The sequence below is a fragment of the Halorientalis brevis genome (genome assembly GCF_023077655.1).
Genome location: NZ_JALLGV010000012.1, coordinates 18754 through 34395 on the forward strand (window position 1 = coordinate 18754; position 15642 = coordinate 34395).

Here is a 15642-nt window from a genome sequence, read left to right on the forward strand (position 1 = left end):
CCGTCCATAGCCCTCCCAGAACCAAAGAATATCCGACATTTTAACACCCGATTCTGCGACCACCGAGCAAAGCATGTCCGCCCACGGGAACCGCTACGTCGTCAACGAAACCTATCGCAGTTCCACCGATCCAGAAAAGGACCAGTTCCAGGGATGGCTCAACGCCCCCATCGACACCGGAATCAGAAACAGCGGTGGGATCCGAGCCATCGCAAACCCGGAAACTGGCGACCGGGAGTTCCTGGTCTTCATTACCTCCGATGGGTCGACGAAAAACCCGAACCCGTGGGAGGACGTTATCAACATGCAGGAGGGAACCGCACGGTACTGGGGCGACGCCAAGGCCCGTCACCGACCGGATCCCGACGAGGCCACCGGGAACAACTGGGTCAAGACCGACTACACCGAAACCTATGCACAGGGGAATCGGAAAGACGCACCACCGGTCCTTCTCTTCGAACAGCCAGAGACTGGCCAGGTGACGTTCAGAGGCCTCTGTATACTCACTGGCATGAGTATCGAACGCCACAAGGACGATGACGGGGAGACCGTCGTCAACTATCTGTTCGATCTCGCCATCCTCGATACCGATGCAGTCGAACTGGAGTGGATTCACCGCAAGGCCCGCACAGGCAGAGACATCGGCGGCCCCGACGCCTGGCAGGAGTGGGTTACTGAGGGCCGAATCAGACGGTACTCCGTCTGGAAAGACAACATTCGCTCAACAGCAGCTCAGCAACCAGCAGGCCGATACGGCGATCTCCTCCAGGACATCCGGACACGACTGGATGGACCGAAGAAAGGCGAGAAACTCGAATATCTCATCCAGTATCTGATGGAGGATCTGGAAAACATCAGTGACGTCGAGATGACTGCCGACAGTGGCGACAAAGGGGTCGACTTGACCGGTCGGATCGAACTCCTCTCCGAGACCCAGCTCGGCGGTGTCGATACAGCAATCGACTTCAAAGCCCAGGTCAAGAACACGAGCAGTAGTATCTCGGGGCGACAGCTCAGTCGCCTGGCTTCCCGGATCGACGACGGCGAGATTGGACTGTTTTTCACCACCTCGTACTATACGAAAAGCGCACAGGAGGAGAACCTCTCAACCTATCCAGTGCGGCTGTTTTCCGGGAAGGATCTGGTTGAACTCCTTGTGCAAACGGATCTGGCCGACGACGCGACGCTCAATGATGCAGTGGTAGCCGACATCGAGGACGAGTTCTGAGTCAGCTGTCGGTCCTCTCACTGTCCGGCCTGCAGAATAGTAAGTGAGCCCCCGGCCGGCCTACAAGCGTTTGTCCATCTATAGCCGCTCGGAGTACCACGCGAGCGTCTCCCCGATCGCCAGCCCCTCCGTTGGGATCGAGATCTCGGCAACGGCCGACTCCTCCAACAACGGCAGCAGTTCTCCATAGTACGCCTTCCCGGCGTGGAGCACGAGCGACATCGACTCGTCCAGGAGTCCAACCGCAGCCAGCTCGGAGAAGACATGCTCGGCCCACTCACGCTTCCGTGCGACAGGGGCACCAGTGAGCGTCTCGTCGTAGGGCTCGATCGGCTCGCCGTCCGGATCCAGGAGGCCGTGTTTCGCCGAGAGGATAAACCAGTCGTCGTGTTCGCGCTCCGCATACGCACGCATCTTCTGGAAGTAAGCGGACGTGTAGAGGTCCTTGGGCACGGCCGGCTCGTCGCGCTTCGATTTGACGCAACTCACGAGCCCGACCTCACGCAGTGACGCTGAGTTCATACGCCCAATGTCTCACATCGTGACCGTCAGTGCTTCGGCGAGCCGTCGAGCAGGATCAGAGTCCAGCCCGACCGTCTCGAAATGCGACACCAACGCGGCACGAGCCGCTTCCCGATCGGGTTCGTGGCGGCCGATCACCTGCCCCGCCTGCCAGACGATCGAGTCGATCCGCAGCAGCGACACGTGCTCGTCGAGGCGATCGCTGACGGCCTGCATGAGCTCGGCCCACGCATCGAGCACTTCGTCGGTCTCCGCACTGGTGGTGAGCCCCGACGTTCGAGAGACACGCTCGACCTGCAGATCACAGGGAATCGGAATGTCGTACGGGAATTCGAGATACTCCCCGTGGCGAATCAGATGCGCGATGTCGTAGATCTTCATCGCGAGCACGACCGTCTTCGCCTCCATCCGGGTGTCCAGTGCGTCGGCGAGGCGCTCCCACACCGTGACCGGCTGGACCGCGGTGTGATTCGCGACGAACCACTCGTCGAACTCGTTGTGGAACATGTTGATCAACCGCTCCCGTTTCTGCTGGTTCAGCCGCGCGTTCACGTCCGCCTCCATGAAGTCACCCAGAACGTCTCTGACCGCCTGCGTCGAGTCGAGCGCGTCGAACTCGCTGGCAGTGCGTTCCAGTTCCTGCCAGAATTCCTGGGCATCACCGTTGAGCTGGTAGTCCTGCGTCGCGGCACAGATGCCGAGCAGCTTCACGTGGGCTTCGGACCCGAACTCGTCGTAGAGGTATTCGAGTGTTGCGTACTCTGGCTCCGTCTCGTCGAAGGCGGCGATCCCATCGTGGCCGAGCGCGGCGAACGCGTCGGCGAGGGGATCGATTCGGGTTCGGTTCATTGCGAGATCGTTACCGGACGGAACGGAAAATCATTCTGGAGCGATAGGTATGGACAGTACTGCGTTCCAATCTCGGCAGCGGGAGAGTGCCGCAAGGTCGACCATGCCCGACAATGAACACACCCATCGCTGGCCTGATAACAGAGACCAACCGGGCGAAGGAGGGACACGCCTCCGGCCCCGGGTTCAACAGAGTCGTTTATACGAAGGAATGGCGGCGTTGCAGGGAGGTTCGTCTGCAAACTCAGATGCTCGCCAACAGGAGTTGGAACGCCTTGGGAAAGACGATACTGAGCAGGAGTTGCGACCAGATGGTAAACGTCGCCGGATACTCCCTTGTGGCACTCGCCCGCTCCATCCGCTGCTCTACCTCGTCAACTGCATCCCGATTCTCATCGGAAATGCTGAACGATTTGATGTCCCACGGGTTCTGGATATACTCCTGCCGGAGCCGCTCGAGGCGCCACAGCTCGTCCCGTTTCTCGCGACGCATGAACCGGTAGAGTGTGAACACGGCAAAGGCGACGGGAAGCACCGTTCCCAGCCAGACAAGGAAACGAGAATCCGGTATGGGAGGAAGTGCGCGGTACCAATCTCTTCGGCTAAGACCTGCCTACCTCACCGAAAATCGAACTAGAAACGCTAATTTTCGATGCCGAAGTGCTGATAGATCGCGTTGTAAGGTTTCTCACCGTAGTTCGGGTTTGGATGATGTGAGAAGAAGATACTGCCGTCAGCAAGGATGTCTAGCTCGTTGATTGGGGCAGACGTGATAGTCTCCTCACCGATCGATGATACCATCGATGGGGAGAAGAGTTGGCCCCAGTAAACTTGTTCAAGCTTCCCTTCACGGACACCGTCGGCCGTCGTTCGGGCAATATGATCGTCATTTTGACGAACATGTACTGTCTCCGAATTACTTGCCGCAATGACGTACAGCGGCTGGCTCACCTGCTCACGGAGTATCTGGTACAGCTCTTTGATGAGGGCAACAAGCGAGTCCAGATTCCGGTCGAGTTCCGCCTCCGAATTGGCTGTACGGCTGAAGCTCTGGGCATCCACCGACAGTGTGAGCGCCGGCATCTCAGGAATTCCATCCGGACTGCCTGTCTGTGCTCGAACGAAAAGCGAATCATATTCCATCTGTAGTTCGAGGGCGCCAGATGCGGCCGATCTCTCGATACGGTCGGGTGCGATAAGGCTGAAGTGTTCCGAATCGGTAAGCGCTGAAACCAGCGTTTCCTGTGCATCGGCATCAAACGGCGCAGAAAGAAGATAGTAGATGTCGTTTGTATCTGCCATAGTGTGACAATTCCTCTACGACGGTAAAATCCTGAACTTCTGCCTTGATACCAGCGAGTCTCGTTCCCATCACGATATCAAACGGTGGCGTCAGTATCGAACTAGCAAAGCGATCACGTTCCTCAGTGGGGTAAGTGGGACGTGACTTGTTAATTCCACATCAGAGAAAAACGACCTGCGCCGGCTCACGAGCGGAGTGAGTGGGACTGAAAGAGGCCGCGGGGTCCGGGAGTCCCGTGAACGACCAGACGGGGTGAACGGAATCTCGACCGACGAGCGAGGCGAGTCGGTCGGTGACCCCGACCCGCCAAGCACCGCAACATGTGAGGAGCGCAGGTGCGGTCGCGGGACCGGAGCCCGCGGGGGCTTTCACCGCGTTCTCACGACCGGTCACCGAAACAAGCAAGCAGAGCCAGAGACCAGTCGAGATTCGTTCAATCCGCCCGCGACCAGTCTGCCATCTGCCTAGACACCTTGGCCTTGAGCTTCGTACGAGTGAGCCCACCGTTGTCGGCAAGCCGATGATGGTTGGGACAGAGGACGATCAGGTTCTCGGGCTCGTTTGGCCCACCCTCGGCACGCGGTTCGATGTGATGGACTTCCGGATTGTCCGTGTGCTCCTCGCACCACTCACACTGCTGGCCGGCACGATCGAAGATCAGCTCGTTCTTCAGGGTCTCCGGCGTTGGCGGTGTCCGGTCCGGGTCGTCGGCATCCGTTGCTCCCGACCCATCATCATCGCCAGTCGTCACGAGGTAGTCCAGAGCCGCTCCAAACCCGTCCTGCTGATACTCACGGTATGCCAGCCCGGAAACGACGATACCAACCCCCAGCAGTCCCACGCCAAGGAAGAAGACCGGATTGCTGGTATCGAAGCCGGTCTGTGAGAGGAAAAGACCACCGGCGATCACCCCGACCAGGAGCACGCCGCCTGGTGGCAGATCCTCCCAATCCGCGTCTCCCTCACCCTGTGACAAATCCAGATCGAGGCCACTACTACCGGCCATCGGTTGCGCAGTACCGAGTCCACCACCCGCGGACCGGCCAGCAACCATGTCCTCGAACAGTGCCTCGGCGTCATTGAACGATGACACCTCACGCACTGGAACGGTCATATCGTCCCGGGCATCGCCAACGCCAGTCGGCCGGTAGTCGTCGGTGACGATCTTCAGTTCGATACGGTCCTTGTGCGTCACTTCGTAGACGCCCTCAGCCCGTTTGTGCAACCGCCACTGACCCTCTCGCCGAACGACGCCCATGCCGGATACGTGTCTCTCACATTGATTATTCTTATGTCACAATCGGGCAGTGATACCAATCGAGAACCGACTACTCAATACAGGGGGATCAATTGGGACAGAATGTTTTTTGAAATCCAAGTTAGACGTGGCGTGTGAGCACTCTATACACATTCACTGTCGAACTCTCTGACCCTGGTGCTGCAGAGGATGTTGTATCTTTTGTAGAAGAGTGTGATGAGCTGGTTCGCCCAAAACAGCCAGACGAGTGTCATGTAGTTATTCATTCAGGTGTCCATCCATCTGACAACCGGTCTATTGTTTCTGACTTACTAACCGTCAGTAATGCTGTCTCAAGAGTTGGGTTCATGTCGTCGTGCGATACCACAGATACAGCATCGGGAAGCGTCTACTGGCTAGAAGATGGGGAACTGAAGCGATCTAAAATCCACCATGATTCACCTGAAGATGGGTCCTTAAACGAGCAACATGGTAGTGGTGCGGCCAGGCGTATCAGAAGACATCTTGATTTTGAGATCTACTCATGGTGGGACTATTCGGTTGGTGGTATGGAAAAACGATATCATCGATATCTGGTAGAAGATGTTCATCAAGAAATGGTCGAGAAAGGATTACTCTGCAAAGATGACGAATCAGGTAATGGTCTGTCTTGAAGGAATACTATGTGGAAGATTATTGAGATATGCCATATACGCATACCCAGTGAACACTCACCTTCTGCCAACTAGTCTTCAAACATAATCTCTCCCAACTGATCGCCGAAACCCCTCCGACCAACCACCGTTATTACCAGCCACAGATATATCACCACTAATGGCAGACGGCGCGGGTACCGACGACCCTCACGACGACCAGCCCACGCTCCCACCGGACGTCACCGACGACCTCCCCGACGACGCCGACGTCGTCACGGTTGCCGAACTCAGCAAGCAAGTCGAAACGCTCGTCGACACCAGCGATGGCCTCCACCACGACTACATCCTGGGCGACATCTCCGGGCCCTCCGAGAGCAGCAGCGGCCACCTGTACTTCACACTCGAAGGCGAGAACTGCGAACTCCAGTGTGTCGCCTTCAACTTCCGCCGTTCACAGCTCTTCGATGACCCCGACGACGACATGCGGGCACTCGTCCAGGGCGACCTCCAGTACTACGCTCCCCGAGGACAACTCTCATCGCAGATATTAGATTATTACGCAGTCGGGGAAAGCATCCACGCTCAGGTTTATACGTGATGACGGGCACAATGATGCCCGGGACGGTCTTACGGCACGTCCTCGGTTGAATAAAGAGATCGAATTACCAACAACTTGGCGACGATCGACGAGAAGGTGGCCCGCGTCGAGGAGATCATCGACCAACTGGAAGCCGGGGAGGTCTCGCTGGGCGAGGCCAAGCAACTCCGGGACGAAGGCAAGGAGCTGCTCGCGAGTCTGGAAAGCGACCTCGATATCGGGGATGCCGAGATTCTGGAACAATAGCAACCAATGGCAGGAGAGGTGCTGCCCGCACTGCGATGGGAATCTCGGAAGCCGATCGAGGAAGTACCGCTGTTACCGCAATGCACCGTGAAGGTCGACGACAGCCTGCATCTCTTCGCTGTCCATCTTTGCGCGGTAGTAAGATGCGCCACCCTTATCACCAGTATGCTCGATGAGATTGTGCTCAAGCAGGATATCACGACAGTTCCGAACTGTGTTCGGCGAAACGTCTGCCTGGCGGGCAAGCGCACTGACGGACATGGCCTCATACGCAGGGATCAACACCGAGAGGATTTTCGAGACCGCTGGCCGTGAGAACACGTGGACGAGTGGTTCATCTGCTAAGAGTTCCGTCCGTCGCGCCTCGATTTCGTCCCGGGTTGGATCCGCGCACCGATCAGCATTCGACATACGTGAGACATTGCTCGCACCCCACAAAGGTGTTACTCAGGTGCCACAATTGAGTGGGCAGGCTTTAACAGGGTTTTAGCTCGTCACAGCACCGAGGAAGGCTGTACAACGAAGGAAAGAGTGCATCGAGACGGCTTTGGAGAGTCGTTCCCGGACACACACATCACCTAAAGAGGATATCAGCACTTACTCCTCGTTTGACGACGGCCGTTCGGACAACTGGTCGAAGCGCGACTGTGCGTCTTCTGCCCGCTCAGTCGTCTCCGCCTCGTCGTACGCCACGTCGTCCAGCTCCCCGTCTTCAACAACCACCGTCAGGACTGCATCGACGTGCTGCCCATCGGCGGGCAACGACTCGGTCTCGACCACCAGCTCCCCGACCAACTCCTCCTCACCTTCCACAAGCACCACTGCCAGATCCTCCTCGAAGCGATCCACCACCGCCGTGTACGTGCCATCCGTAATCTCGGTCATGAGTAGCTCTCCTCGATCACCACGTCCCCGTTCGCATCGCGAACGGTCACCGTGTCACCGCCGTTGTTCCAGACCGGCGCGTCCGATCCCCAGTACAGGTCGGTCGCCGAGTCCGTCCCGCTCCCCGTATGGACGGTCACCGTCGCACCCGGCTCCAACACGAACCCATCCGGGAACGTGTAGACGTGATCTGCGTCGTCCGACAGCGTCCACCCGGAGAGATCCACCGACTGCTCACCCGTGTTCTCGAAGACGACGTACTCGTCGTTCAAATTGTCGTACTCGTCACCCGAAGCGTCCGCGTGGATCTCGGCGATCGACAGCGCTCCCGACGGGGCCTCATCGGTCGACGGTGCCAGCTCAGTGGGTGTTGCAGTCCCGTCCGCATCCGGTGTCGCCGTCCCCCCGTCAGTGACGACCTGCTGGCCACCAGCGACGTCGACCACCGTCCGCACCGTGACGTCACCACCCGTCTCCGGTTCGATCGCCGACCCGTCCCGCAGGTCGAGCGGCGCCGTTGGCGCCTGCTGCTGGGTGGCCACCGAAATCGCCGAGCCGTTACTCGTCAGCACGATATCGCCGTGGGTCGCCGTCCAGTAGGTCGTGACCGACCGGGCCGCCAACCGTTGGAGGACTTCCTCGTGGGGATGCCCGTACTGGGAGTCGTACGGACTCGAAATCACCGCGACGCGTGGCGCGACACCGTCCAGGAACTGCTCGCTGGAACTCGACTTGCTCCCGTGGTGGCCAGCCAGCAACACGGACACGTTCAGTGCCGTGCCGTACTCCGACGTGAGATACTCCTCGCCGTCCGTCGCTGCATCCCCGGGCAACAGGAAACTCGACTGGCCAAACCCGAGCCGGAGGACGATGCTGTTCTCGTTGCGGTCCCCGCTCGCGAGAGATGGCTCCGGTGGGGCCAGTACGTCCAGCTCGGTGCCGGCCATGGGGATCGAGTCACCGGCCCGCGTCTCGTACAGCGTCACGTCGTACTGCTCGATCGCGTCGAGATACCGCTCGTACGTCTGCGTACTGGCCGTGATGCCGGGATCGTACACGGCGCCGACGCCCTCCCCTTCGGTCTCGACGTACTCGATGACCGCCGCTTGCCCGCCGATGTGGTCCGCGTCGGCGTGGGTCGACACGAGGTAGTCCAGGCGATCGATGTCGTGGGCCTGGAGATACGCGAGGACGTGCTCCCCGTCGTCCTGCCAGTCGCCAGAGTCGATGAGTAGCGTCTCGTTGGTCGGCCCGACGATGAGCGTGCTCGTCCCGAGGCCGGTGTTGATAAAATGCACGTCCAGTGTGCCGTTCGGCTCGTGTTGTATCAAGGGATTCACCGGCGCCGTCGGTGTCCCATCGCTGGCCGTCTCCGCTGGTGTCGTGGGTGCCGTGCCCGGTGCGGTCGTGGTGGGCGCACCCGGATCACCAGCACAGCCAGCCAGAGCGACCACCGCGACCATCGCAACGACCACGATTGCACGTCTCGACATGCGTGGTAGTTGAGGCCGGCGCGAATAGGTTTGACGGAGGCACCATCCAATACCGCATATGGGATTTTCAACCCCGATAGCCTCAGAGGCAGCACAGTATGTCTGCTTACTGAGTATGTCTATCTACGGGTTCCAAAACTTGGTAGAGATGGGTCGTCTGTCTCAAGAATCAATTCGAGTACAGTGAGGAACACGAGGACTGTTCCAAAACCGAATAGATAGACACCAAAACCAGGTTCCATCCATGAGGCCAGAGGCAGTTTCGTCACTCCATGGATTTTGTCATAGGCCGTCACCGCGACGTAGGAGTTCGCAAGCCCGACGAGACTGAACAGACCAATCAAAAGAGGACGCCATGTCACACGGAGGACTGCAATTCCGGCGACCACCGCCAGGAGTGCCAGCCAGAGGCCATACTGTTCATGAAGGCCAATCACGGTTCTGTGACCGACACCAACGTGATACCGCCAGGGCACTAGGAGACTGATCAAGATCACCAGACATGCGATAATCCCGGATCGCTGGCCAGAATCAAGCGAGTTTGGCAATCTATCATTTAGCAGCATTTTATGGAAAATGAGAGAGGTATCATTTGACTGGCGAGTGTTTTCCTTTACGATTCATGAGTAATGTCGGTACTTATGGTATTGGGTAGCAGTACTAATGTCAGGCCTTCAACTTCAACGATCCGCTGTTGGAGTACTCATTGAAGAACCTATACTGAGCGCGTCAGCAGAGGTGAACCGGCAGTTCTGAGTCAGTCGATGCACTCCACGTGCCGACCAGGAGTGCCGAAGCCGTAACCCGAACGTGCAGAAGACACTTATTGAATAACCAACATTCCCCGATACGCATGTCTCGCACCGCGGCTCCCCTCATCCTCCTTGTCACCTTCGTCTTCCTGCTCGGCGCTGCACCTGCCGTCCTAGCCAGCCCGCAGCCAGACCCGGTGTGTGGCGCATGTGGCTCCTCGTTCGAAGAAATCGCCGACGAAGAGGCGATCCAGCTCAACGTCACCCAGAGCACGGCCACCATCACCGTCCACGAGAACGGCTCGGCCACCTGGGTGGTTCGAAACCGACTGGCCGCCGCCAATGCCACTCGTCTGGCCGACCATCCCGACCGCGTCGAGTCACTTGGCCAGCGGGCAGCGGCCGACGGCTGGGGCCTCCCACACGTGTACGAAGAGGGGACCGTCACGTTCCAAGGCGCCCACCTCGCGAACCGAACCCTTACGATTCGGTTCCGCGATCCCGACGCCGGGACCCGCCACCTCGGCATTCTCGTCGTTGACTACCTCCATAGCGACGGGATCCGTGGTGGCTGGCTCTCGACTGCTGACCGGTTCACTATCGTCGGGCCACCCGGAACAGCCGTCGTCAACAACCCCCAGGCACCGTTCGAAGGAGAGTACAGCGAGCCAGAGAGCAAACCTACGGTTGAGAATCGAACGGTGACCTGGCCTGGCGCCACAGGTGACGACCGGTGGGGCTTTTATGAGGACGTCTACGTCGCGTTCAGTGACCCGTCGACGCACGCCTATCACGCTGACGCAGCGCTGGCGCTTGCGACGGCCCCCATTTGGCTGGATAACGTGATGGCGTTCGTGCTGCCGGCGGCCGCCGTCTACGCCGGATTGCTCGTCGGCGTCTCGGCTCTCACCTGGCGAGTCCGAGCGAGTGCCATCCCGCAAGACGAATTCGCGCTCGGGATCGTCGGGCTCGGTGTGCTCGGGCTGGTTATCGCCGGGTTCGGTGCTCTCGATAACGGGCCGGTCTGGGTGGCCGGCCCGGCACTGATCTACCTCATCACCGGGAGCGTTGCAGCCGTCCGCCCAGCGTGCTTGCGAACGCTTCGTGGCTGTCTGGGTGTCGCGGCTGCCAGCATGGTCGGCGTCATCGGACTCACCGTTGGCTACGGCCTGGGTGATCCGGCGACCGAGAAGGTCATTTTAGGGGCGCTCTACGGGGCCACCTTCCTCCTGCCAGTGGTCATCGCCCCTGCATTCGGCCTGGAGATCGCCCGTGACCGGCAGGTGCACGCCATCCTTGGCGGAACCATCGCCTTTGCACTCGCCGGCATGGTGTTCGTCCCCTACGATTCACGGCCATGGATGCTCGTCCTCATGCTCACGGTGGGAGGGGCCATCGCCGCGGCCGTCCTTTCCCTTCCGCTCGCAGCGCTCACTGCACGGGTGTCGACGGCCACCGAATCGAACCCAGAGAGCACGACCGACGAAGCCACCGCTGATTGAAACGTCACCGGCGGCAGTGACGCCAGTGCGATCCCGTAGTATGTCCCCTGTTCAGTCTAGAAAGAGCCGGTCGTTCGGTCCCTAGATCAGGATTCGACACCCGTCACTCCGAGCCCAACACCTCGGCCTCGAACTCGCTCGCCCGCACCCGCAGCGGGAACCACCCTTCCTCGTCGATCCCGAGCAGCGCCTCGGAGTAGTTGTCATCATCGTTGCCCGCTTTCGCAGTCCGGACCCAGTTGACCTCCCGCTCACTCAAGCCGAACCACTCGGCGACCTTCTCGGCCTCTTCGTTCACGCGATGAAGCAGCGTCATCGAACAGAGGTTCGCGATCGTTCGTGCCTCCGGGGTCAGTGTGAACTCCCCGCCGGTCTGGGTGATGAACTGGATCGACAGGTCGTAGTGGCGACTGTGCCGGACGGCCATCTCCAGGAACTCCAGGGAGGTGGCGTCGTTCATCAGGTAGTGGGCCTCGTCGATGGCGAACAGCACGCGCTTGTCCGTCTGCTTGGCACGCTCGTACACCGCGTTGAACAGCACCGACATCATGAGGCTGGTCTCGGTCCGGCCACGCGCACCCTCCTCCTGGTGGAGATCGAGATAGATCACCGGCGCGTCGAGGTCGAACTCCGTCTCCCGCGCGAGGTTCGCGAGGTCTCCATCCTCACGAAAGGACGGCCGCAGGTCGGTCAGCAACGACTGGGCGTCGCTCCGGACCCGCTCCTGTTCGCCCGGCGTCGGATAGCCGAACGCCGTGGGGTCGTCGAGCATGTCCTCCAGCACGGCGATGACGTCCCGGACGGTGGGTGAGTCACGATCGTGCGTCGACGGATCACGCGTCAACCCGCGGCGCTCGTACGCCTCTTGCACTGCGCGCCGAAGCGTCTGCTTGCGCTCACCCAGCGGGTTGCTCGCGACGTGTGTGAAGAACGTCTCGAAGAAGGTTAGCACCCAGGCGATCTGCTCGGCCCACGGGTCCAGGTCCGGCACGTCCGCCAACACGTCCTGCGGAGTGGCCTGCAGATCCAGTGGGTTGAACCCGCGACGCCCGCCGACGGTGATCCGTTCGCCACCGAGCGCGTCGTTGACGCCGTCAAACCCGCGCATTGGGTCCAGCATGACGAGGATCGTGTCGGGATCGTACATCGCGCGGCGAACGAGCTGGAGTTTCGTCGAGAAGGACTTGCCTGCGCCGAGTTGGCCGATCACCATCGTACAGTAGCCCGTCTCCCGGTTGAATCGATCGAGGATGAGCGGGCTCTCGTTCAGTGCGTACGTTCCGTACTCGATCCCCTGCTCGGCGAACGCCCCGGAGATGAACGGAAACATCGCCCCCACAGCACCGCCGAGCATGGGCGTCGTCGCATCAACCGACTCGTTCAGTTTGTCCACGCCGATCGGGCTCGTCGAAACCAATGCGTCACGCTGTGACCACCGGGGCGTCACCGGCGTCAGGTTCGCCGGAGCGCGCCGGGCGGTCTTCCGGACCGGATCGGCATCCAGATCGTCGCGGTCGTCACTTCTGACGGTGAGGTACATCGAGACGTCGAACGCTCGCATCGACGTGTTCCGCAGCGTGTCGTACAGGTCGCGATAGTCCTCCAGATCACGTTGGATGCCACGGGCACTCGCCCGGTGTTTCTCCTGGAGGTACTCGTACTCGGCCTCCATGTCCTCCAGGCGATTCTCCAGGGAGGCGAGCGTCGCCTGTGTCTCACGCGGGTCGATGTGAATCGAGACGTCCGTCGACCGCGTCTCACCCCTGGCGTACAGTTGTTCGAGGAAGCCATCGGCCGGGGCGTCGGCGAACTCCCCGATCCAGAGCGTTCGCGTCCAGTCCTGGCCGGTCCGCACCACCCCTGGCTGGACGTCCAGCGACGAGGGTGCCACCACCGAAGCGTGCGAGTCCGACACCGACTCCAGCCCCGCCGTGGAGAAGTCGTAGTCGAACGAGATGGACGGCGACTCGTCACTGACGTCCTCGGGAATGGGCGACTGACTGCCCCTCTCCGCGTCGTCCTCCACGGACTCCGCTGGTTGTTCGTCCTCGTCGACGGTTTCACCGTCTTCCCGCGTCAGGCCGTCACTGCTCATTGTCGACCACCGCCGACGATCGGTTGCGAGCGGATCACCTGCTCGGTCGCATCGTACCGGACGTCCTCACCGGCCCAGTAGGAGGCGAGGAGTTCGGTGGCCTCCGATGCAGCGACGCGACTTGACCCACAGCCGTCGATCTCACGCAGCCCTCGCCGCACGCGATCGACCCGCTGGCCGAGCTCCTCGATCATGGCCGCCTGCTGGGTTTCGGCGGCAGGCGCGAGTGCGGCCCGTACGAACAGTCCCACCACCGGCAGCCCCGCGAGGTTCCAGAGGACGCTCGCCCGGTCGAACTGCACCTCGTCGGGCGTCACTGGTACGATGACGTAGTGGTCGCGGATGGTCATCTGCCGGCGTTCCAGATCCGCTCGATACCACTCGACGTAGCGGTCGATCAGCGCTTCCAGCTGTGGGTTCGCCTCGACGTCCGGATCGTCGAGGCGGGCCTCGTAGTGGGCGAGATACTCGTCGACGGGGAACTGCTGTGTCGTCGAGTAGATCTGGATGGGGAACTCCACGACGGTGTTGAGGAACTCCTGGAAGGCGGTCGCCTTCTGGGCCCACTCCTCGTTGGTCGCTAGCGCCATGTTCGGTGGGTCGACGTGGACCAGCGCGACCAGCGCGCCGTCCGTTCGTTCGATGGCGTCGTGGTCGGGATGGATTCGCTCGACCTGCGTGGCAGCCGCCGCCTCGTGGTGCTGCTGGTCCGTGTCCGAGCGAACGTACCCGAGCAGCATCCCCAGCCAGTCGAGACTGTCCGTGTAAGTTGGCGTCGCCGCGACGAGGATTGCCCCACCGGCGATCGCCAGCCCGGCGACCGGGAGCGTGAGTGCCTGCACGGGGTAGCCCGCCACCTGCATGCCAGGCGGCAACACCACCTGCGTACAGAGGACGACTACCACGCCAGGCAGGAGGGCCACCGCCACGTCACCGAGTGAGAAGCGGCCAAATACCCTGGCGTCAGTGTTCAACGAATTCGGTACGCGTTTCGCAGCAGAACGATCCTGTGACATCAGTTGATGTAGCGCGGTCGGTCGTCGTCCGCCCCGTCGCGGCCGCCCGAGCCGCCACGGTCGCGGAGCGTCTCGAAGTTGCTCGTCCGATTGTACCCCTGGCCGTCCCCAGCGTCCGTGCCAGCCGTGCCATCGCCGCCACCGGTCCCACCCGAGCCACCGGAGCCGTCGCCACTGTCGCCATCCTGATCGAATACCGACACCAGCCGCGTCGTCGACTGCGACACTTTCGCCCCAGCCGCATGGGCACGGGAGTCGCCGTGGTCCAGCTTGTACTGGCCGTCGCGATCGACTGCCGGTTTCCCCTGTGCACCGCGGACGAAGTTCCGGCCGCCCTGGACCGTCTCGGCGCCTTTCTCCCGGGCCCGTGCCGTTCGCTGCCGAGCGCGTTCTCTGGAGAAGTGCCTGGACGCCCGGTCGGCGACGAAAAAGACGGCCCCAGCCTGCCAGACCAGGACGATCGGCGAGAGCACTGCAAGGAGTGGGATAACCAGTGCCACCAGCCACTGGCCGACGCCACCCATCGAGAGGTCGGCCCCCAATCCAACCAGTTCGCCCAACCGGAAGAGGACCGCCACCGGCACCGTCATGAACAGGAACGGGACGTAAAATCCCGCGAGCCGGCGGACGAATCGCGAGACGAGCGTGAACGGACCGACCCCTGGAATCCACAGCGCGATCAGGATCGGCATCAGCAGGACGAACAGATAGAGGACGAGTTCGCGAGTGAGATAGATCAGGCCTAACAGCGCGAAGAGGGTGAAATCAGCCATCAGCGCAAAGACCGTCCCGAGGACGCTCATCGACGTGAACGACAGTGTCTCGAACAGCGTGACGTTCGACAACTCCGGAGAGATGAACGTCGCCAGCGCACTCACGAACCGCAGCGAGAGTGCTGCCATCCACCACCAAGCGAGGATACCTAAGAGCCCAGAGAACGCCCGCTTCTTGAGTTTCGTGCGGTGATAGCTGGTGAACAGGTGACTGGTTGACTCGAAAAAGATGACCAGCCCGATCGACATGGCCCAGAGGAACAGAGCCAGCGGGATGATCGAATCCCAGTAGTAGGTGTAAATGCCGGGCCAGGATCCGTTTGACGGCGCAGTGTAGATTGCGTCTGGATAGGGCGTGTCTACGATTAATTCGACTAACTTGCTTACATGCTGTTCAATAACATTCGTGACCGGATTGAACAACTGCGTGAGCAGCTCTTTTATTGCCGCGACAATCACGTCGCCCAGGGCACCAAAGTCAGGCATA

At 60.6% G+C, this 15642-nt stretch carries 16 protein-coding genes; 5 read left to right on the forward strand and 11 right to left on the reverse strand.

The annotated features are described in order from the left end of the window. Nucleotides 1-73 precede the first annotated feature (73 nt). The gene (locus MU553_RS22255; protein ID WP_247381760.1) at nt 74-1228 is read left to right on the forward strand and encodes a restriction endonuclease; all 1155 of its coding nucleotides are present in this window, start codon (nt 74-76) and stop codon (nt 1226-1228) included. A gap of 78 nt (nt 1229-1306) precedes the next feature. Here the strand turns inward: MU553_RS22255 and MU553_RS22260 are convergent, their stop codons facing one another. From MU553_RS22260 to MU553_RS22280, 5 genes are all read right to left on the reverse strand, one after another. After that, on the reverse strand, nt 1307-1750 hold the full coding sequence (locus MU553_RS22260) for a DUF6884 domain-containing protein (RefSeq protein ID WP_247381761.1): 444 nt from the start codon (nt 1748-1750) through the stop codon (nt 1307-1309). A 12-nt stretch (nt 1751-1762) separates the two neighbouring features. Further along, nucleotides 1763-2599: an N-glycosylase/DNA lyase gene (locus MU553_RS22265; RefSeq protein WP_247381763.1), complete on the reverse strand. Its 837-nt coding sequence runs from the start codon at nt 2597-2599 to the stop codon at nt 1763-1765. Between the two features lie 244 nt (nt 2600-2843). Beyond that, nucleotides 2844-3134, reverse strand: coding sequence for a hypothetical protein (locus MU553_RS22270; RefSeq protein ID WP_247381765.1), 291 nt, complete (start codon nt 3132-3134; stop codon nt 2844-2846). A gap of 107 nt (nt 3135-3241) precedes the next feature. Continuing rightward, complete coding sequence (locus tag MU553_RS22275) at nt 3242-3901, reverse strand: hypothetical protein (RefSeq protein WP_247381767.1); 660 nt, start codon at nt 3899-3901, stop codon at nt 3242-3244. 434 nt (nt 3902-4335) lie between these two features. Further along, a complete protein-coding gene (locus MU553_RS22280; protein WP_247381769.1) occupies nt 4336-5160 on the reverse strand; it encodes an HNH endonuclease signature motif containing protein in 825 nt (274 codons plus the stop codon). Nucleotides 5161-5294: 134 nt separating this feature from the next. Between MU553_RS22280 and MU553_RS22285 the strand changes: the two genes are divergently transcribed. From MU553_RS22285 to MU553_RS22295, 3 genes are all read left to right on the forward strand, one after another. Continuing rightward, a complete protein-coding gene (locus MU553_RS22285) occupies nt 5295-5813 on the forward strand; it encodes a hypothetical protein (RefSeq protein WP_247381771.1) in 519 nt (172 codons plus the stop codon). A 160-nt stretch (nt 5814-5973) separates the two neighbouring features. Further along, nucleotides 5974-6393: an exodeoxyribonuclease VII large subunit gene (locus MU553_RS22290; RefSeq protein ID WP_247381773.1), complete on the forward strand. Its 420-nt coding sequence runs from the start codon at nt 5974-5976 to the stop codon at nt 6391-6393. A gap of 75 nt (nt 6394-6468) precedes the next feature. Beyond that, the gene (locus MU553_RS22295) at nt 6469-6639 is read left to right on the forward strand and encodes an exodeoxyribonuclease VII small subunit (RefSeq protein WP_247381775.1); all 171 of its coding nucleotides are present in this window, start codon (nt 6469-6471) and stop codon (nt 6637-6639) included. A gap of 72 nt (nt 6640-6711) precedes the next feature. On the opposite strand, the gene MU553_RS22300 is transcribed toward MU553_RS22295, so the two are convergent. From MU553_RS22300 to MU553_RS22310, 3 genes are all read right to left on the reverse strand, one after another. Next, complete coding sequence (locus MU553_RS22300) at nt 6712-7050, reverse strand: helix-turn-helix domain-containing protein (protein ID WP_247381777.1); 339 nt, start codon at nt 7048-7050, stop codon at nt 6712-6714. 186 nt (nt 7051-7236) lie between these two features. After that, nucleotides 7237-7524, reverse strand: a complete 288-nt coding sequence (locus tag MU553_RS22305) for a DUF3006 family protein (RefSeq protein ID WP_247381778.1) — start codon at nt 7522-7524, stop codon at nt 7237-7239. Then, nucleotides 7521-9017 (reverse strand): lamin tail domain-containing protein, encoded by a 1497-nt coding sequence (locus tag MU553_RS22310; RefSeq protein ID WP_247381780.1) that lies wholly within the window; start codon nt 9015-9017, stop codon nt 7521-7523. Before MU553_RS22310 ends, MU553_RS22305 begins: the two co-directional genes overlap by 4 nt. An 853-nt stretch (nt 9018-9870) precedes the next feature. Here MU553_RS22310 and MU553_RS22315 point away from each other — a divergent pair. Continuing rightward, complete coding sequence (locus MU553_RS22315; protein ID WP_247381782.1) at nt 9871-11271, forward strand: hypothetical protein; 1401 nt, start codon at nt 9871-9873, stop codon at nt 11269-11271. A gap of 103 nt (nt 11272-11374) precedes the next feature. Here the strand turns inward: MU553_RS22315 and MU553_RS22320 are convergent, their stop codons facing one another. Genes MU553_RS22320 through MU553_RS22330 form a run of 3 tightly spaced genes read right to left on the reverse strand, consistent with a single transcriptional unit; the run spans nt 11375 to nt 15641 of the window. Continuing rightward, nucleotides 11375-13366, reverse strand: coding sequence for a VirB4 family type IV secretion system protein (locus MU553_RS22320; protein ID WP_247381785.1), 1992 nt, complete (start codon nt 13364-13366; stop codon nt 11375-11377). Further along, nucleotides 13363-14382, reverse strand: coding sequence for a TraC-like domain-containing protein (locus tag MU553_RS22325; RefSeq protein WP_282594427.1), 1020 nt, complete (start codon nt 14380-14382; stop codon nt 13363-13365). Before MU553_RS22325 ends, MU553_RS22320 begins: the two co-directional genes overlap by 4 nt. After that, nucleotides 14382-15641 carry a TrbL/VirB6 family protein gene (locus tag MU553_RS22330; RefSeq protein WP_247381788.1) on the reverse strand — a complete coding sequence of 420 codons (1260 nt, stop codon included), beginning with the start codon at nt 15639-15641 and terminating at the stop codon, nt 14382-14384. Before MU553_RS22330 ends, MU553_RS22325 begins: the two co-directional genes overlap by 1 nt. Nucleotide 15642: the final 1 nt, after the last annotated feature.